The following is a 21,642-nucleotide window of genomic DNA, read 5'->3' on the forward strand; positions in this document are numbered from 1 at the left end:
AAAGGCGGTTTGGAAGCACGGCAAGGAAAAATGACAAAATGTTCATGCACGGCCGGATCCTGAAAGCCGGCCCTTTTCCGTCGGGTCGAAGAGTGCGTCCGCTCGTCTGGAGCATGGCGCTCCAAAGCCTTACGGCACTGGTCGGCGGCTATATCGCGGCGGCTGTGCTGGCGACCCTGCTCGCCCGTCTACTGCCCATCGCGCGGGTCGAAGCGACGAGCTGGGGCATGATCCTGTCGTTCCCGATCTATGGCGGCATTGCCTTGTGGTGTTTCCACGAACACCGGCTTTTGCGGGTAGCGGCCGGGGTGTGGGGTATCGCGATCGTCGGCGGCGGATTGCTCTGGCTGCTTGGCGTTCGTCCATGACTTCGGCGGTCGGAACCACCTTGCGCCAGAGCATGGCGTGGATTCACGGCTGGTTGGGCCTGCTGGCGGGATGGATCCTGTTCGCGATGTTCCTGACCGGGACGGCGAGCTATTTCCGGCCGGAGATCACGCAGTGGATGCAGCCTGAGTTCCGCGCGACGCCCGTCTCGACCGCACACGCCGCGCAGACTGCGATAACGCACCTGCAACGCGTCGGAGCGGACGACATCCAATGGTATATCTATCTTCCGGATGCCCGCACCGCGGTCACGCGAGTCTTCGAACTGCGCAAGCCTGACCCCAAGGCCGCCAAGCGTCGCGCGCCGGAGGTCGTGCTCGATCCCGCGACCGGTGACGACGTGCACGCCCGCGAGACGCGCGGCGGCGAGCATTTTTATCGCTTCCATTTCCAACTACAATTGCCGCATCCCTGGGGACGCTGGCTCGCCGGGCTGTGCGCGATGTTCATGCTCGGCGCGATCGTGTCGGGCGTGATCACGCACAAGCGGATCTTCGCCGACTTCTTCACGCTGCGCTGGAACAAGGGGCAGCGGAGCTGGCTCGACGCGCACAACGTCTCGGCGGTGCTGGCGCTGCCGTACCACGCGATGATCACCTATACCGGGCTCATCACGCTGGTGGCGATGTACATGCCGTGGCCGGTCGTCGCGAACTACGCGAAACCCACCGATTTTGCGCAGGCGGCATTCGGCACGCCGACCGAGCGCGCGGCGACGGGCGTGCCCGCACCGCTGGTCGCGATCGGCCCGCTGGTCGCGGATGCGGAGCGACGCTTCGGTGCGTCCGTCGCGACCCTAGTGGTGCGCAACCCGAACGACGCCGCGAGCACCGTCACGCTGTACCGCCATGCGAGCGCCTCACTCAATGGACGCGGACCGTCGGTCACCTATGCGGGCCGCGACGGACGGTTCCTGGAGGGGGCCGACGATGTGGGGCCAGCCCTCGCCACCGCGGGCGTGATGCTCGGGCTGCACGTCGCGCAGTTCGCGGGACCTGCTTTGCGCTGGGCGTATTTCGTGCTGGGGCTGACCGGCGCGGCGATGGTCGGGACCGGGCTGCTGCTGTGGACCGCCAAGCGCCGCAAGCCGGGCGCGGTGCCGTTCTTCGGACTGAAGCTGGTCGAGCGGCTGAACATCGGCGTCATCGCCGGCCTGCCAATCGGGATGGCCGCCTATCTGCTCGCCAACCGCCTGATCCCCGCCGATGCCGCGAACCGCGCCGATACCGAAGTTGCGACGATGTTCTGGGTATGGGGCGGCGTTGCGCTCCTGCAATTGCTGCGACCGGCGCGCCGGGCTTGGACCGAAGGCTTCGCGATCGGCGCGCTCGCGTTCGCGGCGATCCCGGTGGTCGATACGCTCACCACATCGCGCGGACTACCGGGATCGATGCTGTCGGGCGATACGCTGTTCGCAGCTTTCGACTTCGCCATGCTGGCGGTCGCCGCGCTGCTCGCGCTCGGCGCATGGCGCTCCGCCCGGAGCAAACCCGTCGCAAAGATCCGCAAAACACTCTCGGAGACCGTTCATGCTTGAAGCTACGATACTGTGCTTCTTCGGCTGGCTGCTGCTGGCGGCGACCGCGTTCAAATATCGCCGCGACCTCGGTATCGTTGCGCCGTCCGCGATCCGCGCGTTGCGAGTTGTTGCGGCGCTCGTGCTCGCGGTGGCGCTGTTCCACTGTGGCGCACCCCTGACCGGCGAGCGGTTCGTGCGGTTCCTAGGCGCAGCGTCGATCGCTGGCGTCGCGCTGGTGATGCTGCTGTCGTTTAAGCCAGTCCAGACGATGCAGCCGGTCCGAATCGCGCTGAAGGCCGTACGGCCACGGCGCTGATATACGGTTCGGAACGCGCGCGATCCGCTGACGTTTCAGGAGGATAGCGTCCCATCGGCGCATTCTCCGTGAAGGACATATCGTGCGCCGAACCACAATCTCCGCTCGCCTCTGCACGATCGCCTTCGCGGCATCGGCCCTCACCGCCGGATCCGCTACCGCGCAGACGATCGCGCTGACCGGTGTCCGGTTGATCGACGGGCGCGGTGGCGCTCCGGTGGAAGACGCCACGATCGTGATCGAGAACGGACAGATCGTCGCGGCAGGCAAGGTCGCGGTGCCGGCAGGCGCGGAACGGCGCGACTATCGAGGGCGGACCGTGATGCCCGGCCTCGTCTCGGACCACAGCCATGTGGGCCAGGTGAGCGGCACAGAGACGGGCGCAAAGAACTATACGCGCGCCAACATCGTCGCACAGCTCGCCCAGTATCGCCGCTACGGCGTGACGACAGTGACGGCGCTCGGCAATAACGGCCCAGCCTTCGTCGGGATACGCGCCGACGCGCATGCCGGACGGATCGACGGCGCGGACCTGTTCGGCGTGATGCAGGGGATCGGCGTTCCCAACGGCGCGCCACCGCAAGCGATGCTAAAGGTCGGGGCCGACCAGCTCTTCCGACCCTCGACGCCCGACGAAGCGCGCAAGGCGGTGGCGATGATGGCGGCCGAGAAGACCGATCTCGTAAAGCTGTGGCTCGACGATTTCGGCGGCAGCGTACCGGTCAAGATGAGCCCGGCCATCTACCGTGCGGTGATCGCCGAAGCACATGCGCGCGGGTTGCGCGTGGCTGCGCACATCCACGACCTTGAGGATGCGGAAGCGATCGTCGCGGCGGGCGCGGATATCATCGCGCACGGTATCCGCGACCAACCGGTGCCGCCCGCATTCGCCGCGACGCTGAAGGCCAAGGGCATCTGGTACATTCCGACACTCCAACTCGACGAGGCGACGTTTGCCTGGGCGGATCGTGCTTCGTGGACGCAGACGCCCTTCGCGCGGGCTGCGTTGTCGCCTGCGCTCGCGCGCCAGATCGACGATCCGGCATGGCGCGCCAAGGTGCTCGCCGATCCCAAGACGGCCGACGCGCGGAAATCGCTCGCGATGAACCTGCGCAACCTGAAGACGCTGTACGATGCCGGTGTGAAGATCGGGTTCGGCACCGACAGCGGCGCGAGCGCGGTGCGCGTGCCGGGGATCGCCGAACACCGCGAACTCGCGCTCATGGTGCAGGCCGGACTGACGCCGGTACAGGCCGTACGCGTCGCAACGTCTGAGGGAGCCGCTCTGCTGGCGCTTCGCGACCGTGGTATCCTTGCTCCGGGGATGCGGGCGGACCTGATCGTGATCGACGGAAATCCAGTTCGATCGATCGGTGATGCGGACAAGATCGTCGAGACCTGGGTCGCCGGGAAGCGCGCTCCGTTTTAACCGCTGACAGACTCGTTTCGGCCCGCGTAAAGACGTTCGGTATGAGACAGTTACATCGGATCGCGGGAACGGAAGCGACGCGTTGAGGTTCTAAGCGGCGAGTGGGGGCACTCGAAACAGGATACCGCATCACATGGCCATTCGTTCGTCGCGCATTTTGCTGATGGTTGCTACCGCTGCTCTCGTCACAACCTCAGGCATCGCGCTGTCGAGCGAAGCGACGGCGCAGTCCGCACGCTCGGCCGATGCGTTACCGCCGCCGGTAGCGCCGGTCGCCTCGACGGAGCCTGCCAAAGCCGCGCCGGACATGCAGACCGTGCTCGATCAACTGGCGGCACTGGGCGGCAAACCGATAGAGACGCTGACGCCAGCGGTGGCGCGGACGCAGCCGTCGCCTGCCGATGCCGTCAAGCAGGTCATGATCAAGCATGGTCTGACGGCAACGCCGGATGCGACGGTGACGACGCGTGATATGTCCTATGGCAATGACGCCAGCCAGTTCGCGCGAATCTACAAGCCCGCGTCGCTGGCGAATGCGAAGAACCTGCCGGTGGTCGTATATTATCACGGCGGTGGCTGGGTAATCGCGACGGTCGACACCTATGACGCGGCACCACGTTTGCTCGCCAAACAGCTTGGTGCGATCGTCGTCTCGGTCGAGTATCGCCATGCACCGGAATTCAAGTTCCCGGCACAGCATGACGACGCAGCCGCCGCATATCGCTGGACGCTGCAGAACGCGGCAAGCTGGGGTGGCGATCCACGCAAGATCGCGGTCGCAGGCGAGAGCGCCGGTGGCAATCTGGCGGTCGCGACGGCCATCTACGCGCGCGACAATCGGCTGACCACGCCGCTGCACATCGTGTCGGTCTACCCGATCGCGAACAGCAGCATGACGCTGCCGTCGCGGATGGACTCGGCCAACGCAAAGCCGCTGAATGCCGCGATGCTGAAGTGGTTCGGCTATTACTACCAGACCACGCCCGCCGATGCGCAGGATCCCCGGCTGAACCTAGTGAAGGCGAACCTGCGCGGCCTGCCGCCGACGACGATCATCAACGCGCAGATCGATCCGCTGCGTTCCGATGGCGAGACGCTGGCGGCCGCAATGCGCACGGCCGGCGACAAGGTCGAGCAGCGCACCTTCCCAGGTGTCACGCATGAATTCTTTGGCATGGGCATGGTCGTACGCGGTGCGCAGGACGCCAACACGCTTGCGATCGCGCGGCTGAAGGCGGCGTTTGCGGCTAAGCCTAAGCGGTAATCACGAAACATCGGGGCGGTCTTGGCCGCCCCGATATGATGCCGATGGAGTTACCGTTCCCGCGTCGCCGCAAAGCGGATCTTGGCATAGCGCTCGGCGATGTAGTTCACTTCCCAGGCACTCTTGGCGAGGAAGACGGGGTTGCCGTCGCGGTCCTTGGCCATTGCGCCGCGGTTGATCTCGGCGAAGGTTTTCAGCTCAAGCGGGTCTTCCGCCGAGATCCAGCGCGCGGTCTCGTAGGGGGCGGGTTCGAGCCCGGCGGCGACCTTGTATTCCGCGTCGAGGCGCGACAGCAGCACTTCGAGCTGTAGTTGCCCGACCACGCCGATGATCCAGTTCGAGCCGATGTCGGGATAGAACACTTGCGTGACCCCCTCCTCGGCCATGTCGTCCAGAGCTTTGCGCAACTGCTTGGTCTTGGTGAAGTCCTTGAGCACGACGCGGCGCAGGATTTCGGGGGCGAAGTTGGGCAGGCCGGTGAAGCGGATCGCCGCCTTCTCGCTGAGCGTGTCGCCGACCCGGAGCGTGCCGTGGTTGGGAATGCCGATGATGTCGCCGGGGAAGGCCTCGTCCGCCAGCTCGCGGTTCTGCGCGAAGAACAGGATCGGTGAGTGGACCGCGATCGGCTTGCCGTGACCTGTCGGCGTGAGCTTCATGCCGCGCTTGAACACGCCCGAGCACAGCCGCATGAACGCGATCCGGTCGCGGTGATTGGGGTCCATGTTCGCCTGCACCTTGAACACGAAGCCGGTGACTTCGGGCTCGTCGGGCGAGATGGGGGCGGGCTCGGCCGGCTGCGCGCGGGGTGGCGGGGCGTAGTCGGCGAGAGCGGCGATCAGTTCGGCAACGCCAAAGTCCTTCAGCGCCGAGCCGAAATAGACCGGCGTCAGATTGCCCGCGCGATAGGCCTCGGGGTCGAAGCTCGAATAGCCGCCCTGCGCGAGTTCGGCCTCGTCGTTCAGGCGGACCATCGCTTCGGGACTGAGGATCTTCGCGAGCTCGGGATCGTCGATGCCGGTGAACGGGATCGCCTTGCCCATGAATTCGCGGCTGTCGCCTTCGGGGCGGCTCAGTGTGTTCGCGTAGAGATCGTAGACGCCCTCGAACTCGCCGCCCATGCCGACCGGCCAGCTCATCGGGCAGACGTCGAGCTGGAGCATCTCGGCCACCTCGTCGAGCAGCGAGAACGGATCGCGGCCCTCGCGGTCGACCTTGTTGACGAAGGTGATGATCGGCACGTTGCGCAGGCGGCAGACCTCGAACAGTTTCCGCGTCTGCGGTTCGATGCCCTTGGCGGCGTCGATCACCATGACCGCCGAGTCGACCGCGGTCAGCGTGCGGTAGGTGTCCTCGGAGAAGTCCTCGTGGCCCGGCGTGTCGAGCAGGTTGAAGGTGATTCCCTGGCGCTCGAACGTCATCACCGAGGACGTCACCGAGATCCCGCGCTGCTGCTCGATCTTCATCCAGTCGGAGCGGGCGCGGCGGGTCTGGCCGCGCGCCTTCACTTCGCCGGCGAGATGGATCGCGCCGCCGAAATACAGCAGCTTCTCGGTCAGCGTGGTCTTGCCGGCGTCGGGATGCGAGATGATCGCGAAGGTGCGGCGGGGGAATTGAGTCATGATACGGGTCCGGTGCGCCGAGTCTGGGCTCGGAAGGTAAGGAAGTTCAGGCTACGTGCCGCGCGCAATCCCCTTCCCGCGCAGGACGCGGCGGGATCGGGAGGAGGCGGCATGCAGCGATCATCGCGTGCTATTGGCAGATGCGGGGCGTGTAGGACAGAGGGGAGCCATTGGTCATCCCCTCGAGTTGGGACCGATGTTCGATCCTCCCCCGCCAGGGGGAGGTGGCGCGAAGCGTCGGAGGGGGAGGACACGGAACGGCTGTGGTCGCTTTCCTCCCCCTCCGTCTGGCAAGCGCCAGCCACCTCCCCCTGGCGGGGGAGGATCGCAGAGGTCCGATGCAGTTGATTCAAATGGTGGTAGTCACCAGCGTCACGCTCATTTCGATGCGCTTCGTACCGCCAGCGGGGATCTCGAACACGCCGGGTTTGTCACGATAATCGCCGGTATAACCTTCGGGGTCGGCGATCCCGTGCCACGGCTCGACGCAGACATAGGCCGCACCGGGCTTGGTCCAGATGCCGAGCTTGGGCGTGTCGGGGAAGGCGATCCGCAACTGCGGGCCGGTCGTGGCGCCGTAGGCGACAGCGTCGGAATGGATCGGGTCCCAGACCAGCGCATCCTTGGCGAACAGCTCGTCGCGCAGGGCGATGACGCGGTCCTCGACCGGCGAGGGGCGCTCGTCGACGGCGATCTGGCCGTCGGGGCTGATCGCCTTGAGCCTGCCGGGTTCGTCCGCGTCGAACGTGATGCGGTGGTCTGCGCGGGGCTCGCCGTACGGCAGCGGCCAGGCGAAGGCGGGGTGGAAGCCGAAGCTTGCCGGCATCGCCGCGTCGGTGCGGTTGTGGATGTGCGCCTCGAGCGTCAGCGTCGCGCCGTCCAACGTGAAGACGATGTCGAGTGCGAACGCGAACGGGTAGGCCTTCCGGGTTTCCTCGCTGTCGGTGAGGCGGAAGGTGGCGGAGGTTTCCGACTGCGCGACGACGTCGAACGTCGAATGACGCGCGAAACCGTGCTTCTGCATCGGGTAGGCCTGGCCGTCGAGGCGGATGACGCCTTCGTTGACGACACCGACGACGGGGAAGAGGATCGGCGCGTGACCGGTCCAGAAGGCCGGGTCGGCGTTGGTCATCAGTTCGCGGCCGTCGGCGTCGTGGAGGTGGGTGAGCTCGGCACCGTGCGGGTTGATCTGCGCAGTGAGGTGGTCGTTGGCGATCGTGATCAGGTCGGTCATGGGATTCCTTCCGTGAGCCTCAAACGCACGAGGCTTTAAAACGCTCACCATGCCATCCGCGCACCACCCCGGCGAAGGCTGGAGCCCAATTGGGAAACGTCGCGAACTGCGCGCATCGGTCCGTTACATTGGCCTTGCCACTTGGGCCCCGGCCTTCGCTGGGGGGGGGCTAAGGTGCATGGAGCGTGCCCTCACCCTCGCCGCCTTCGGCGTCTCTCCCTCTCCCCTCCGGGGAGAGGGAAGGGGCCCGCGACCGCTTGGTCGTGGGAAGGGTGAGGGCATGTTCAGACGCGCAGGCTCGCGCCCTGTTTTGCGGCGGCCGCTACCACCTTGTCGGCGATCGCCTTGATCTCTTCGTCGGTGAAGCTCTTGGCGGTCGGTTGCAGGACGATCTCGACCGCGACCGACTTGTGCCCCTCTTCCACCCCTGCCCCGGTGAACACGTCGAACACGCGCACCGAGACGATCGCGACCTTGTCTGCGCCCTTGACCGCGCGAACCAGCGTGTCGGTGGCGAGCGCCGCCGGCACGAGGAAGGCGAAGTCGCGGCGGACGGCTTGCAGCGCCGGCGGCGTGTAGGCCGGACGCGCGAAGCCAGACGCACGCTTGGGCGGGATCGCGTCGAGGTAGACTTCTACCGCGGCGACCGCGCCGTCGAGGTCGAACGCCTTCAGCACCGACGGATGGAGCATGCCGAAGCTCGCCAGCACCGTCTTCGGCCCGAGGCGAAGCGTGCCCGACTGGCCGGGGTGCCATGCGTCGCCGGCTTCACCCATCACTTGCAGGTTGTCGACCGGCGCACCCGAGGCCGCGAGAAGCGCCAAGGCTTCGGCCTTCGCGTCATACGCGTCGAAGGTCGCAGCTTTTCCATCGCGCCAACCGCGGGGGCGGCGGTCGCCGGCGAGGACTACGCCGAGAGTCGCGCGCTCGGCTTCGGCGAGGTAGCGGCGGCCGATCTCGAACAGGCGGACGCTCTGTGCCCCGCGCTTGAGGTTGCGGCCGGTCGCTGCGAGCAGGCCGGGGAGCAGCGACGGGCGCATGACTTTCAGGTCTTCGCTGATCGGGTTGGCGAGCGTCCAGGCACCGCCGCCGAAGGGGGCTGCTTCGGCTTCGGAGAGGAAGCTCCACGTTACCGCCTCGTCGAGCCCTCGGGCGGCGGCGGCGCGGCGCGCGCGACGTTCGAGCTTCTGCTCGGGCGTGGCGGTCGGCTTGGCGACGCCGGGCATGCGGGGAAGCGGCGTCGAGGGGATATTGTCGATGCCCTCGATGCGGACGACTTCCTCGACAAGGTCGGCGGGGCCGTCGACGTCGCGCCGCCAGCTCGGGATCGTGACCGGCCATTTGCCCTCGATCGTCGAGAACAGCGCGTCGCTGAACGCGTCGGCCGACTTGATCGCGCCGATCGTGAAGCCGAGCGACAACAATGTCCGCGCCTGGCGTTCGGGGGCGACGTGGAGGCCACCGAGGTCCGCGCTCAAGCGCGGATCGTAGTGGATCACGCGCGGTTCGAGCGGGGGTTCGCCCGAGCGGGTGACGTCGCTGGCAGTGCCGCCGCAGATGTGGAGCACGAGCGCGGTGGCGATCGCTAGGCCGTCCTCGAGGAAGGCCGGGTCGACGCCGCGTTCGAAGCGGCTCCGCGCGTCGGAGGTGAGCGTCAGCTTCTGCCCGGTGCGCGCGATGTGGTCGGGATCGAAATAGGCGCATTCGATCAGCACGTCGGTGGTGTCGGCCGAGACGCCCGAATGTTCGCCGCCCATGATGCCGCCGATATCGTGCACAGCGGTGTCGTCGGCGATGACGGTCATGGTTGCGTCGAGCGTGTAGGTCTTGCCGTTGAGCGCGACGACCTGCTCGCCGTCCTTGGCCTTCCGCGCGACGAGGCCGCCGGAGAGCTTCGCGCGGTCGTAGACGTGCAACGGGCGGCCGAGGTCGATCATCAGATAGTTGGTGATGTCGACGAGCGCGGAGATCGGCTTCTGGCCGATCGCGAGCAGGCCGCGGCGCATCCACTCGGGGGAGTCGCCGTTGGTCACGCCGGTGACGGTCTGGGCGAAGAACGCGGGGCAGCCAGCGGTGTCGTCGGCGCGGACGTCCGGGCCTGCGCCCTCGCTCTTGAACGCGTCGAACGTCAGCGGTGTAAGCGTGCCGAGGCCGGCGGCGGCGAGGTCTCGCGCGATGCCGCGGACGCCCATGCAGTCCTGGCGGTTGGGTGTGATCGCGACGTCGATGACCGGGTCGGTCAGGCCGGCATAGTCCGGGTACGGCGTGCCGATCGGGGCGTCCGCGGGCAGTTCGATGATGCCGTCGTGATCCTCGCCGAGTTCCAGCTCGCGCGTCGAGCACATCATGCCGTTGGATTCGACGCCGCGAATGCTGGCGAGCTTCAGCGTGAAGTCGAGGCCGGGGACGTAGGCACCCGGCGCGCCGAACACGCCGACCAGGCCGGCGCGCGCGTTGGGGGCGCCGCAGACGACTTGCAGCGGGCCGTTACCGGCGTCGACCGACAGGATCTGGAGCTTGTCCGCTTGCGGATGGCGTTCGGCGCTGAGCACCTTGGCGATCTTGAACGCGGCGAGCTTCTCGCCGGGGTTCTCGACGCCTTCGACTTCGAGGCCGATGCGGGTCAGCGCCTCGACGATCTGGTCGAGGGTCGCAGTGGTTTCGAGGTGCTGCTTGAGCCAGCTAAGGGTGAACTTCATGCGCCGACTCCGCCGGACAAGGTGGGGACGTCGAGGCTCGAAAAGCCGTAATGCCTGAGCCAGCGGATATCGCCGTCGAAGAACGGGCGGAGGTCGTCCATGCCGTATTTGAGCATGGCGAGGCGGTCGATCCCGCAACCGAACGCGAACCCCTGCCATTCGTCGGGGTCGAGCCCGCACGCTTCGATGACTTTGCGGTGGACCATGCCCGATCCGAGGATCTCGAGCCAGCCATCGGGTTCGGCGCCGCCGACGACGCGCTTGCCCTTCACCAGCGTGTAGCCGACGTCGATCTCGACCGAAGGCTCGGTGAACGGGAAGTAGCTGGGGCGCAGGCGAAGGACGATGTCGTTACGCTCGAAGAACGCCTTCACGAACGTCTCGAGCGTCCACTTCAGATGGCCGAGCGTGATGCCCTTGTCGATCACGAGGCCCTCGACCTGGTGGAACATCGGCGTGTGCGTGGCGTCGGAGTCCGAGCGGTAGGTGCGGCCGGGGGCGATGATGCGGATCGGCGGCTTCTGTGACAACATCGTGCGGATCTGGACCGGCGACGTGTGCGTGCGGAGGAGCGAAAAGGTCGTCTTCTCGTCGGCGGTGCCGGCGGTCTTCGCGTCGATCCCCTGCTGGAGGTAAAAGGTATCGTGCATCGCGCGCGCGGGGTGCGTCTCGGGGATGTTGAGCGCGGTGAAATTATGCCAGTCGGTCTCGATCTCGGGACCGGTCGCGACCGCGAAGCCCAGGTCGGCGAAGATTTCGGCGAGTTCGTCCATGACCTGGCTGACCGGGTGGATCGTGCCGGCGGGCGTCGCGTCCGCAGGGAGCGTCATGTCGAGCGTTTCGCTGGCGAGGCGCGCGTCGAGTGCGGCGCGTTCGAGCGTGGCCTTGCGCTCGGCGATGCCGTTGGCGACGGCTTCGCGGAGGCCCTGGATCTGCGGGCCCTGCACGAGGCGTTCTTCCGGAGTCATCTTGCCGAGCGTCTTCAGCAGCGCGGTGATCGTGCCCTGCTTGCCGAGCGCCTCGACCCGGCACGCGTCGAGCGCGTCGAGGCCGGATGCGGCAGCGATCGCCGTCAGCATGTGGTCGCGCATCTGGTTCAGGTCTTCGGTCACGTTTTCGCCATCCTAACTTCGTTCGTCATCCCCGTGCTCATGGGGCTGCTGGAGCGGAGGAAATCCGAGACCGATCGCCAGATCGTCCCAATCGAGATTGCCCTCTTCGATCAGCCGCAGCTTCCAGTCGCGGTTCCACTTCTTCAGCTGCTTCTCGCGCGTGATCGCCGCTTCCATCGTATCGGCGATTTCGTAGTGCACCAGCCGATGGATGCCGTAGCGGGAGGTGAAGCCCTTGATCAAGCCTTCGCGGTGCTGGTGGATGCGACCGAGCAGGTTCGACGTTACGCCGATATAGAGCGTGCCGTGCCGACCGCTGGCGAGGATGTAGACGCAGGGCTGCCAGTCCATCCGCTATCCTCACCCGCCATTCCCGGCTTAGTCATCCCCGCGGATGCGGGGACCCATACTGGCTGACGTTTGGGGTAATCACAACGGTTCGGAGTTTATGGGTTCCCGCCTTCGCGGGAATGACGGTTTGGGGGCGCGCAGTGCTCCGCCCCAAACGCAGAAAGGACGCCGGTGGTCTCCCACCGACGCCCTTCCGAAACTCACCTCGGTCGCGGATTACGCGGCCTGGGGGAGAGCCGCCTTCACCTGGGCGACGATAGCGCTGAATGCAGCGCCCTCGTGCATGGCGATGTCGGCCAGGACCTTCCGGTCGAGTTCGATCCCTGCAAGCTTCACGCCGTGCATGAACTGCGAATACGTCAGACCCTCGGCGCGGACGCCGGCGTTGATGCGCTGGATCCAGAGGCCACGGAACGTGCGCTTCTTAACCTTGCGGTCGCGGTAAGCGTACTGTCCGGCCTTCTCGACGGCCTGACGGGCGATGCGGATGGTGTTCTTGCGACGGCCATAATAGCCCTTCGCCTGAACCAAAATACGCTTGTGCTTGGCGCGGGTGGTAACACCCCGTTTTACGCGTGCCATTGTCTAATTCCTTCTCAGCTCAACGCAGGCCGTAAGGCGCCCAGGCCTTCACTGCTGCGGTATCGGCCTTCGACAGCAGCTTGGTGCCGCGGTTCTGACGGATGTACTTGCCGTTGTGATGCGCCAGACGGTGACGCTTGCCGGCGACGCCGTGCTTGAGTAGGCCGGTGGCGGTGAGCTTGAAGCGTTTCTTGACGCCGCTCTTGGTCTTCAGCTTGGGCATTTTTATCCTTTCGGTTACGAAGGAGGACGCTGAAATCGCCGCGGCAGCCCACACTGGCCGGGCGATTCGTAGAACGCGTTCCCTTCGAGGAAGCGGGCCGCATAGACGCATTAATGCGGCATATCAACCGTTGTGGAACTGACGCGCGCGTCGTGCGATAGGCCAAGCATGGACGACAGCCCGACGCAGCCGATCGAGACCCCTCCCCCGGCCCCTGCGCCGGTCGATGCGCAAAAACGTCGCAAGCGGCGGATACTGCGGAACATCCTGCTCGGGATCGTCGCGGTCATCGTCGCGATCTGGCTGGTGCTGTACATCACCAAGGGGCGCTTTCTGAAGCATCCGTTCGAGCGCGTCGTCGGGTCGCTCACGCACCGAACGCTGACCGTGCGCGGCGATTTCCAGCTCTATTTCGCGCCGTTCCGCATCAAGCTGTACGCGGAGAACTTCACGCTCTCGAACCCCGACTGGGCGAGCAAGCCCAATCTGTTCCAGGCGGACAAACTCGACACGCGGATCGCGCCGCTGTCGCTGCTCTTCGGCAAGCGGCGGCTGTACTGGCTCGATCTGGTCAACGGCGCGGTCGACCTGGAATGGAATGCCGCACACTCGGCGAACACCTGGACGTTCAGCGAGAAGAAGGGCGGCAAGCCGCTCGAGTTCCCGCGGATCGACGTCGCCACGGTGACCGGCACGACGGTGCGGTATCTCGATCCGCGGATGCGCGTGCTGGCGGACCTCAAGGTCGCCGACATCCGCTCGGTCGATGCGACGATCGGGCGCGCGGTCGGGCTGACGGGCAAGGGGCGCCTGCGCGAGACGCCGTTCACGGTGACGGCGCAGTTGCTGTCACCCGATGCAACCGCCAATCGCGGGCAGAACAAGCTGGTCGCGCGGGCGCGGGCGGGGGGGAACATCATCGACGTCGCAGGCACGCTGCCGAGCATCGCCGATGTCGAGAACGTGCCGCTCGCCGTCACTGCTCGCGGCGCAAACCTGTCGACGCTGCTGGGCGTGATCGACGTCGCGATCCCGAACACGCGGACCTACAAACTGCGCGCGCAGCTGATCAAGCAGGGCGACGAATACGCCTTCACGCATCTGCGCGGTGTGGCCGGCAATACCGATCTCGCGGGCAAGCTGACGATCGTCAACGGCGAGCGCATCCACCTCGATTCGGTGCTCACCACCAAAAGCCTCGACATCATCGATGCCGCGCCGTTCATCGGTTTCAATCCCGACATCGTCGAATCGAAGGGGGCTGTCGCGGCGGCAGCGGCGACGGGCGCCGCACCCCAGCGTCTATTGCCTGACGGGAACCTGCCGGTCGCGACGATGCAGATCTTCGATGCCGACCTGAAATGGACGATCGGCACGGTGAAGTCGCGCAACCTGCCGATCTCCAACGTCGACCTGACGCTTGATTTGGAACGCGGGCGCCTCGCGCTGTCGCCGCTGACCTTCTCGATGGCGCGCGGCAACGTCGCATCGGACAACATCTTCGATACGCGCGCGCGGCCGAGCGCGGTGTCCTACGATATTCGCCTTGCGCCGACGCCACTGGGTCGGCTGCTCAAGGGCTATGGCGTGACCGAAGCCGGGACGACAGGCACTATCAAGGGTCGGATCAAGCTGGAGGGACGCGGCGATTCGATCCACGATTCATTGGCGTCGTCGCGCGGGAGAATCGCGTTCGTGCTGCCGTCCGGAGCATTGTCGGTGCGCAACGTTCAGTTGGCCGAGCTCGATATCGGCACGTTTGCGCAGCGAATGTTTCAGGGGAAGCTCGACGAGCCGGTGCAGATGAATTGCGGGCTGATCGGCTTCACCGTGCGCGGTGGCGTGGCGGCGGCGGACCCAATTTTGATCGATACGCGCAAGAACGTGATCGTCGGGCGCGGTGGGTTCAGCTTCCGGAATGAGGCGGTGGACCTGGCGTTTCGGGCGGATTCGAAGAAGTTCAGTTTGTTTGCCGGGCAATCGCCGGTTGGGGTCGGCGGCATGTTCGCGGCACCGAAGCTGAACGTGATTTCGAAAGATTTGCTTGCGCGGGTCGGCAGCGGGCTCGGGCTGGCGCTGGTGGCGACGCCGGTCGCTGGGATTCTTGCGTTCGTCGATGTCGGCGATGCGAAGTCTACCGCGTGTGGTCCGGTGCTGGCGGGGGCTAATGCTGCGGCACAGCGGACCACCAAGGGCCAGCCGCGCGATGACGTGGGGCATGGGACGACGGCCAAGGCCGAGGATGGGAAGACGTCGGACGCGGAGAAGAAGGGGCAGCGGAAGAAGTTTCTCGGGATCTTCTGAGGGCGCGGGGCGGGATTTGCTGCCCCGTCCCTACTCCGCGTATCCTTAGGTCAGGCGGGCGCCGGTGCTGATGGTGGGGCGCACGTAGACGGCTGGTGTTGCGTATCCGTGGGTCCCGGCGTCCGCCGGGATGAGGGATTGGGGGGTGATGACGTGGGGGCGTTGCGCTTTGCGATGCCTCCTTCTCCCCGATTCGGGAGGGGAATCTTTCTTAGTGGTCGTGGCCGTCGTGCCCTTCATGGGCATGCCCATCATCCTGCAAGCGGTGCATCGCTTCGAGCACGTCGTCCATTCGCGCGGGGTCGCCGATCGCCAACACGTGCCCCTCGCTGTCCGCCGTCAGCGGGTCGCCGTTCCAGTCGCACATGCGGCCGCCGGCGCCTTCGACTACCGGCACCAAAGCGGCGAAGTCGTAGAGCTTGAGGCCTGACTCACAGACGACGTCGAGATGGCCGCTCGCGAGCAGGCCGTAATTGTAGCAGTCGCCGCCATAGACCGGTCCCTGCCGCGGGTTGCCACCCGAGATCGCCGCAACCAGCGCCAAATAATGCGGGACGTCGATCTCGTCGAACAAATGCGGGCTGGTGGTGGCGATCGTCGAGCCCGCCAGTTCGCGGCAGGTGCGGGTGCGGACCGGGACGCCGTTGAGCGTCGTTGGACGCCCTGCGACACCGACCCAGCGTTCGCGCTGGATCGGCTGGTCGATGATCCCGAGCACCGGCCAGCCATCCTCGACCAAGGCGATCAGCGTGCCGAAGATCGCACGGCCGACGGTAAAGCTGCGCGTGCCATCGATCGGATCGAGCACCCATTTGCGATTGGTGACGCCCGGCTTCTCGCCAAACTCCTCGCCGACGATGCCGTCGCCCGAGCGCTCGGCGTCGAGCAACCGGCGCATCGCTGATTCGGCCTCGCGGTCGGCGCGGGTGACAGGGGACTGGTCGTCCTTGATCTCGACGCCGTGCTCGTGGCGGAAATAGGGTCGGATGACGTGGCCCGCAGCATCCGCGAGGCGGTGCGCGAGATCGATATCGGCTTGAGTTACTGGCATAGTTCCAGCCTATCGAGCGCGAGCGTCACGGGCAATGGACGGATCGATCACGGCGGCGTAGGTCCTTGCGATCTAAACGGAGTATCATCCATGCGCCTTGCCTCGACCCTCGCCGCCGCCGCCCTGCTTGCCGCCACGCCGGCCTTTGCCGCGCTCGCGCCCGGTGCAAAGGCGCCCGACTTCACCACGCGCGGCGCGATCGCCGGCAAGGTGTTCACCGTCCACCTCGCCGAGCAGCTGAAGAAGGGCCCGGTCGTGCTCTACTTCTTCCCGGCGGCGTACACCGGCGGCTGCAACGCCGAGGCGCACGCGTTTGCGGAAGCCATCCCGGCGTTCACCAAGGCCGGCGGCACGGTGATCGGCATGTCCGCCGACAATGTCGAGACGCTCAGCAAGTTCTCGGCCGAGAAGTGCGCGGGCAAGTTCGCGGTCGCGAGCGCCGGACCGGCCGTCGTCAAGGGCTACGACGTCGCGCTCGGCAAGCAGATGGCGGGTCGCGATATCACCAAGCGCACCAGCTACGTCATCGCCAAGGACGGCCGCATCGCGTTCGTCCATGACGACATGAATCCTGCCGAGCATGTCGCGACGACGCTCGCCGCGGTTCAGAAACTGACGGGTAAATAATCGCCCCACCACCAAACCGGCAAATCCCTGCCGGTTTGGTGACTGTATGATAAGGTTTTCGGGTCTATTCTCTTTATGGAGGACGCGGAGGGTAACATGCGGGACGCGCGAGCGGAGATATCGGCTTCAAGGCCAGAGCGGGGCGACTCGCTATTCGATCGAATCGGCCGGTTTCTCGACGCCCAGGGCTTGGGGCCTTATCCCGCACACTATGATTTCGCGTTTGCCATATTGTCGGCGCCCGACCAGCCGCTCGCTCAAACCGTTGCAAGGCTGACCGAAAACGGCGTCCGTCTGACCCGGCGCGACATCGAACGACTCGGCGGGCGCGTCGTCGAGGGCGGTCTGCCGGTTCGCTCGCAGCAGACCAGTTCCGAATCGGATACCGAGATCGATACCGCCGTCGCGCTGGTCGCCGAGACCCGGCAGCAGGTCGACGGGTTCGCGCAGATCATGCGGACGATGCAGGACGAAACGCGTGGCTTCGGCCGCGATCTGGCGCAAAGCGCGGCGGCGATAACCCAGTTGGCGGAACTCGACGAGATCACGCGCATCACGAGCACGATGATCGCGCGCATCCGCGACAGCGAGGTCAGGCTGGCCGAGGCGACCACCGAGGCAGACACGTTGCGCGCCAAGTTGGTCGATGCGCTGGATAGCGCGCGGCGTGACGTGCTGACCGGGCTCCCCAACCGACGCGCGTTCGAGGAGGCGTTTGCCGCGCGCGATCTGGACGCCGGGCCGTATTGCCTCGCGGTATGCGACATCGATCGTTTCAAGCACGTCAACGACGTTCACGGCCACGGTGTCGGGGATCGCGTGCTGACCGCGATCGGACAGGCGATGGCGGCCGAATGTGCGCCGCATCTGGTCGTCCGCCACGGCGGCGAGGAGTTCGCGGTGTTACTCAGCGGACTGAACCTGAGCGAGGCGGCGGACCTGCTCGACTCGGTACGGTCCGTCGTGGCCGCCAAGCGCTTTCGTAACCGCGACACGGACACGTCGTTGGGCGTCGTCACCTTTTCGGCCGGCATCACCGCGATCCACCTCGCCGAGACCGCCGAGACCGCCTTCTCGCGCGCAGATCGGCTGCTGTACACGGCCAAGGCGGCGGGCCGCGATCGGGTCTGCGCCGGCTGAACCCAGAGATTGGCGTGATTCACCGCTGAGATATGGTGCGCTTTACCAACTGCGCAGCGTCGAAATACAAAAGTCGAACGATATCAGAACGTTAACGAACTGGCACGCGCCATGCAGAGCATTCGATACCGGGAGTCGGATGGTCCGACACCCACCAATCGAAGGAAATTCCCATGTCGTTCCGTTTTGAAACCGCCCAGCGTATCGCCCTCTCGTTCGTCGGCGCAGTGTTCTTCGCAGCGATGGCCGTCAGCGCCGCTACCCCGATCATTCCGATCGCTTGATGCCGGCGCCCAATGCCGGCATCCAACCTCATCTCCGGGAAGCCATCATGGGTCGCAGCGTTCTCATCGGTCTCGCCGCCTTTCTCGCCACCATCCTCCTGATCGTCACGCGCGCCAGCGCGATACTGGCCTGAACTCCGACGCCTGAACCGAGGCGAGGTTCAGGCAGGCGCGCCAATCCCGACGGGTCCGTTCGGTGCCTCCTCTTCACGCGAATATGTCCCGATCAGCAGCCCCGCCGCCAGCACATGGCCGGTAATGGCGTCGATCACCGCCGAGCGCCCAGGGGTAGCACCGGCATCCCCTGCCCCCGCACCGATCGCGAACAGCTGGAACGCGTAGCGGTGCTCGCCATGCCCACTGGGTGGATCAGGTGGCAGCCATCCCTCGCGAAGGTACGAGTTGCGCCCGACGTCGCGCCCTGCGACATCGCCCCCTTCAGCAACGAGACCGGTCGCGGCGCCATCCGCAACGATCGCGCCCTCCTCAAGCCGACCAGCGTCGGCCTCGAGGCCCCAGACGATCGCATGGACCAAAGGTTGTGGAGTCGGCGCATCGGCGTCCTCGACGATCAGGACCATGCGCTCCGTCCCGACCGGTGGCTCGCTCCAGACGAGCGGCGGCGATACCCCCTCGCCATCCGCGGTGAACCGTGGCGGCAGGCGCGCCTCATGCGGGAACGCCGGGCTGGTCAGGTCGAGCGTTTCGAAATCCTCACCGAGCTGGACGATCGCCAACTTGTCGGCGCCGGCGCGCAAGCCACTCATCGCATGGCCGAGCCAGGCGGGGATGTGTTCGAGCATGGCTTATCCTTCCGAAGGGCAGGTTTCAGACCGGCGAGCGGGCGCGGCGCCGTCGTACCAGTCGCTTTTCGCGCCCATCCTCGCTGCGTCGTGATAGCAGACCTGGGTCTTGCCGTGCGTGGGATCGACGATCACGGTCCAGTTGTGATCGCCGCAATTATGCTGTTCGCAGCCCCAGGCCGCGACACGCTTGCCGAGCTTGAACACCGGTGTCTCGGGACCGGTGCGGCCGCGGATAGTCTCGCGCAGTTTCGCGTCGCCGACCACCGTGACGAGTCCGGACGCGACATCGGTACGATCGTAGAAGTCGACGCCGCCGACCGCGTCGTGCGGGTATTTGCCGACATACGCGGTGATCGGCGTGGTCTGCGCCTGTCCAGGGATCGGCGTCGGTGCACGCGTCTGCGGCGGGGTGTAGTTGCTCGCGGCGAGCGTGTCGGTCGGATCGTCCTTCTTGCCGCACCCAGTCAGCAGGGGCAGCGCGAGCAGTGCGATCGCCATCATCGTCTTCATGTGCCATCCTCTTCGTTAGTGGATCAACGTATCGACGCATGTCGGGGTTGCGTCGAGCCGATGTGCGACCATTTCGAGCCTATGGATCATGATCTCGACCGCTTCGTCGCCGCGCAGGACGGCGTGTATCTGCATGCGCTCGCCGAACTGCGCGCCGGGGCGAACGCAGTCACTGGATGTGGTTCGTGTTTCCGCAGATCGCCGGGCTCGGGCAGAGCGCGATGGCGCGGACCTATGCGATTGCGGATGCGGGCGAGGCGCGGGCGTATCTGGCGCATCCAGTGCTGAGCGCGCGGTTGATCGAGGCGACTGCGGCGGTAACAGCGGCGCGAGGGTCGGCGGAAGCGATCCTGGGCGGGATCGACGCGGTGAAGCTGCGTTCGTCGATGACGCTGTTCGCGACGGTGGCGGACGATTCGGCGCCGTTCCGCGCGGCGCTGGATCGGTTTTTCGGCGGCGCGGAGGATCCTGCGACCCTCGACCTGCTGGGTCGGAGGCCGAATCGATAAGATGGGGGCATTGCCGGCAACGCGTGTAGGGTAACCGCGGGGCCTTCCGCCCCATGAGGTGCCGTGATGGCGAAGAGCCAGAAGAAATCCAGCAAGGAAGTCCGCAAGCCCAAGGCCGAAAAGGCACCCAAGGCGAACGCGTCCAACCCGACCACCAAGGGCAAGCCCGTCGAGATGACGACGCTGAACTGAGCCGTCGGACCGGGTGTCGCCCGGTGCGATCCTTCACCGGGCAACGACGGGGTCGCCCCCGTTGCTCGGGCCGATCGGCGGGGCGCGGTTGGCGCGAGAGTGAGCGGACCCCCGTCCGCCCAACCTCAGGATCAGGCGGACCGGCTCAGCCGGCCGCGGCGATCTGGCGTAGCGCCTGTTCGAAGACCTCGACCGGTTGACCGCCCGAGATCAGATGCCGGTCGTTGATCACGATCGCCGGCACCGCGTTGATCCCGCGGGCGCGCCAGAGCGCCTCCGCCGCGCGGACCTCGTCGGCATAGCGTCCCGATCGGAGCACCTCGGCGGCGGCGACCGGATCGAGCCCGGCCTGTGTCGCGGCATCGATCAGGACACGGTGATCGCCGGGGTCGGCATTGTCGGTGAAATTCGCGGTGAACAGCGCGTGCTTGAGCGCCGCCTGCCCCCCTTCGATCTGCGCCCAGTGCAACAGGCGGTGCGCGTCGAACGTGTTGTAGATCCGGCTCGCGTCAGTCATCGTCATCGTGAAGCCGAGTTCGCGCGCGCGGTCCACGATCATCGCGCGGTTCGCGGCCGACTGCTCGCGGGTCGAACCGTATTTTTCCGCGATATGCTCGCCGATATTCTGGCCGCCTGCCGGCATCGCCGGATTGAGTTCGAACGGCTGGAAGACGATCTCCGCATCGAGCGCGTCCGCCGCGCGGGCCAGGGCCTCCTCCAACGCGCGCAGGCCGATGATGCACCATGGACAGGCGATGTCCGACACGAAATCGATCTTGAGATGGGCGGTCATGTCAGTCTCCGGCATAAGCCCCCCGCGGTAGATTGCGGCGATCGGATCGGCAACCGCGGGGCTATCGGCTGGCCATGGCGGCGCACGTTCCTACATGCCGTCGATGACGAACCCGACCGCAGACCTTTTTGGCACGCCGATCCTGCCGGGACTCTCGTATCGCGACGCGCTGGTCAGCCGTGACGAGGAGGAAGCGCTGATCGCGCGGATCGACGAACAGCAACTGGCGCCGTTCCAGTTCCAGGGTTGGCTGGGTAAGCGGCTGACCCGATCGTTCGGCTGGCATTATGATTTCGACACGAGCCGGTTTGGCGAGACCGATCCGTTGCCCGACTGGCTGCTACCGATCCGCCAGCGCGCCGCCGTGTTCGCGAAGCTGCCCGAAGATGCCCTCGTCCAGGCACTGCTGATCCGGTACGATCCGGGCGCCGGGATCGGCTGGCATCGCGATCGGCCGGTGTTCGAGCATGTCGTCGGCATTTCGCTCGGTGTGCCGGCGACGATGCGGTTCCGGCGACGCAGGCCGGGTGGTTTCGACCGCGTTGCCGTGCCCTTGCCGTCGCGCTCCGTTTATCATCTCAGCGGCGAGGCGCGGCATGACTGGGAGCACAGCATCGCCGAGATGGACGTGACGCGCTGGTCGATCACCTTCCGCAGCTTCACCGCCAGCGCACGGCAGGACCGGCGCTGA

23 protein-coding genes are annotated in these 21,642 nt (G+C 66.2%); 12 read left to right on the top strand and 11 right to left on the bottom strand.

The window, feature by feature from the left end; translation table 11 throughout:
• Positions 1-113: 113 nt before the first annotated feature.
• From O6W96_RS14355 to O6W96_RS14375, 5 genes are all read left to right on the top strand, one after another.
• On the top strand, positions 114-368 hold the full coding sequence (locus tag O6W96_RS14355; protein ID WP_353470202.1) for a hypothetical protein: 255 nt from the start codon (positions 114-116) through the stop codon (positions 366-368).
• A complete protein-coding gene (locus O6W96_RS14360) occupies positions 365-1,924 on the top strand; it encodes a PepSY-associated TM helix domain-containing protein (RefSeq protein ID WP_353470203.1) in 1,560 nt (519 codons plus the stop codon). Before O6W96_RS14355 ends, O6W96_RS14360 begins: the two co-directional genes overlap by 4 nt.
• Positions 1,917-2,222, top strand: coding sequence for a hypothetical protein (locus O6W96_RS14365; protein WP_353470204.1), 306 nt, complete (start codon positions 1,917-1,919; stop codon positions 2,220-2,222). The genes O6W96_RS14360 and O6W96_RS14365 overlap by 8 nt, the downstream gene beginning before the upstream one ends.
• A gap of 82 nt (positions 2,223-2,304) precedes the next feature.
• Positions 2,305-3,651, top strand: a complete 1,347-nt coding sequence (locus O6W96_RS14370; protein ID WP_353470205.1) for an amidohydrolase family protein — start codon at positions 2,305-2,307, stop codon at positions 3,649-3,651.
• Between the two features lie 133 nt (positions 3,652-3,784).
• Positions 3,785-4,915 (top strand): alpha/beta hydrolase, encoded by a 1,131-nt coding sequence (locus tag O6W96_RS14375; protein WP_353470206.1) that lies wholly within the window; start codon positions 3,785-3,787, stop codon positions 4,913-4,915.
• A gap of 50 nt (positions 4,916-4,965) precedes the next feature.
• Here O6W96_RS14375 and O6W96_RS14380 read toward each other — a convergent pair whose 3' ends face one another.
• The 7 genes from O6W96_RS14380 to rpmI form a co-directional block, all read right to left on the bottom strand.
• Positions 4,966-6,534 (bottom strand): peptide chain release factor 3, encoded by a 1,569-nt coding sequence (locus O6W96_RS14380; protein ID WP_353470207.1) that lies wholly within the window; start codon positions 6,532-6,534, stop codon positions 4,966-4,968.
• Positions 6,535-6,883: 349 nt separating this feature from the next.
• Positions 6,884-7,768 (bottom strand): aldose 1-epimerase family protein, encoded by an 885-nt coding sequence (locus O6W96_RS14385; protein ID WP_353470208.1) that lies wholly within the window; start codon positions 7,766-7,768, stop codon positions 6,884-6,886.
• A 284-nt stretch (positions 7,769-8,052) separates the two neighbouring features.
• Positions 8,053-10,467, bottom strand: a complete 2,415-nt coding sequence (gene pheT / locus O6W96_RS14390; protein WP_353470209.1) for a phenylalanine--tRNA ligase subunit beta — start codon at positions 10,465-10,467, stop codon at positions 8,053-8,055.
• On the bottom strand, positions 10,464-11,558 hold the full coding sequence (gene pheS, locus O6W96_RS14395; RefSeq protein WP_435372229.1) for a phenylalanine--tRNA ligase subunit alpha: 1,095 nt from the start codon (positions 11,556-11,558) through the stop codon (positions 10,464-10,466). The genes pheT and pheS overlap by 4 nt, the downstream gene beginning before the upstream one ends.
• Before the next feature lie 33 nt (positions 11,559-11,591).
• Positions 11,592-11,930 (bottom strand): GIY-YIG nuclease family protein, encoded by a 339-nt coding sequence (locus O6W96_RS14400; protein WP_353470211.1) that lies wholly within the window; start codon positions 11,928-11,930, stop codon positions 11,592-11,594.
• A 216-nt stretch (positions 11,931-12,146) separates the two neighbouring features.
• The gene (gene rplT, locus O6W96_RS14405; RefSeq protein WP_056054375.1) at positions 12,147-12,512 is read right to left on the bottom strand and encodes a 50S ribosomal protein L20; all 366 of its coding nucleotides are present in this window, start codon (positions 12,510-12,512) and stop codon (positions 12,147-12,149) included.
• Positions 12,513-12,531: 19 nt separating this feature from the next.
• Positions 12,532-12,735 carry a 50S ribosomal protein L35 gene (rpmI, locus tag O6W96_RS14410; RefSeq protein WP_031395289.1) on the bottom strand — a complete coding sequence of 68 codons (204 nt, stop codon included), beginning with the start codon at positions 12,733-12,735 and terminating at the stop codon, positions 12,532-12,534.
• 168 nt (positions 12,736-12,903) lie between these two features.
• Here rpmI and O6W96_RS14415 point away from each other — a divergent pair, with 168 nt between their 5' ends.
• Complete coding sequence (locus O6W96_RS14415; RefSeq protein WP_353470212.1) at positions 12,904-15,039, top strand: AsmA family protein; 2,136 nt, start codon at positions 12,904-12,906, stop codon at positions 15,037-15,039.
• A 211-nt stretch (positions 15,040-15,250) separates the two neighbouring features.
• Here the strand turns inward: O6W96_RS14415 and O6W96_RS14420 are convergent, their stop codons facing one another.
• Complete coding sequence (locus O6W96_RS14420; RefSeq protein WP_353470213.1) at positions 15,251-16,090, bottom strand: inositol monophosphatase family protein; 840 nt, start codon at positions 16,088-16,090, stop codon at positions 15,251-15,253.
• Between the two features lie 90 nt (positions 16,091-16,180).
• Here O6W96_RS14420 and O6W96_RS14425 point away from each other — a divergent pair, with 90 nt between their 5' ends.
• The 3 genes from O6W96_RS14425 to O6W96_RS14435 all read left to right on the top strand — a co-directional run bounded on the left by O6W96_RS14425 (position 16,181) and on the right by O6W96_RS14435 (position 18,275).
• Positions 16,181-16,717 carry a peroxiredoxin gene (locus O6W96_RS14425; protein WP_353470214.1) on the top strand — a complete coding sequence of 179 codons (537 nt, stop codon included), beginning with the start codon at positions 16,181-16,183 and terminating at the stop codon, positions 16,715-16,717.
• A 189-nt stretch (positions 16,718-16,906) separates the two neighbouring features.
• The gene (locus O6W96_RS14430; protein ID WP_353470215.1) at positions 16,907-17,857 is read left to right on the top strand and encodes a GGDEF domain-containing protein; all 951 of its coding nucleotides are present in this window, start codon (positions 16,907-16,909) and stop codon (positions 17,855-17,857) included.
• Between the two features lie 283 nt (positions 17,858-18,140).
• Positions 18,141-18,275, top strand: a complete 135-nt coding sequence (locus tag O6W96_RS14435) for a hypothetical protein (protein ID WP_353470216.1) — start codon at positions 18,141-18,143, stop codon at positions 18,273-18,275.
• Between the two features lie 27 nt (positions 18,276-18,302).
• Here the strand turns inward: O6W96_RS14435 and O6W96_RS14440 are convergent, their stop codons facing one another.
• Together O6W96_RS14440 and O6W96_RS14445 are read right to left on the bottom strand one after the other, a co-directional pair.
• Positions 18,303-18,944, bottom strand: coding sequence for a YbhB/YbcL family Raf kinase inhibitor-like protein (locus O6W96_RS14440; protein ID WP_353470218.1), 642 nt, complete (start codon positions 18,942-18,944; stop codon positions 18,303-18,305).
• A 3-nt stretch (positions 18,945-18,947) separates the two neighbouring features.
• Positions 18,948-19,457, bottom strand: coding sequence for a hypothetical protein (locus O6W96_RS14445; protein ID WP_353470219.1), 510 nt, complete (start codon positions 19,455-19,457; stop codon positions 18,948-18,950).
• 176 nt (positions 19,458-19,633) lie between these two features.
• On the opposite strand from O6W96_RS14445, the gene O6W96_RS14450 reads away from it, so the two are divergent.
• Together O6W96_RS14450 and O6W96_RS14455 are read left to right on the top strand one after the other, a co-directional pair.
• Positions 19,634-19,966 (top strand): DUF1810 family protein, encoded by a 333-nt coding sequence (locus tag O6W96_RS14450; protein WP_353470220.1) that lies wholly within the window; start codon positions 19,634-19,636, stop codon positions 19,964-19,966.
• 66 nt (positions 19,967-20,032) lie between these two features.
• Positions 20,033-20,158, top strand: a complete 126-nt coding sequence (locus O6W96_RS14455; protein ID WP_259457500.1) for a hypothetical protein — start codon at positions 20,033-20,035, stop codon at positions 20,156-20,158.
• A 145-nt stretch (positions 20,159-20,303) separates the two neighbouring features.
• On the opposite strand, the gene O6W96_RS14460 is transcribed toward O6W96_RS14455, so the two are convergent.
• Entirely contained in the window at positions 20,304-20,951 is a 648-nt protein-coding gene (locus O6W96_RS14460) for a DsbA family oxidoreductase (protein ID WP_353470221.1), read from the bottom strand.
• 103 nt (positions 20,952-21,054) lie between these two features.
• On the opposite strand from O6W96_RS14460, the gene O6W96_RS14465 reads away from it, so the two are divergent.
• A complete protein-coding gene (locus O6W96_RS14465; protein WP_353470222.1) occupies positions 21,055-21,642 on the top strand; it encodes an alpha-ketoglutarate-dependent dioxygenase AlkB in 588 nt (195 codons plus the stop codon).

Origin of the sequence: Sphingomonas faeni, from assembly GCF_040407495.1 — a bacterium.
Classification (GTDB): domain Bacteria; phylum Pseudomonadota; class Alphaproteobacteria; order Sphingomonadales; family Sphingomonadaceae; genus Sphingomonas; species Sphingomonas faeni_D.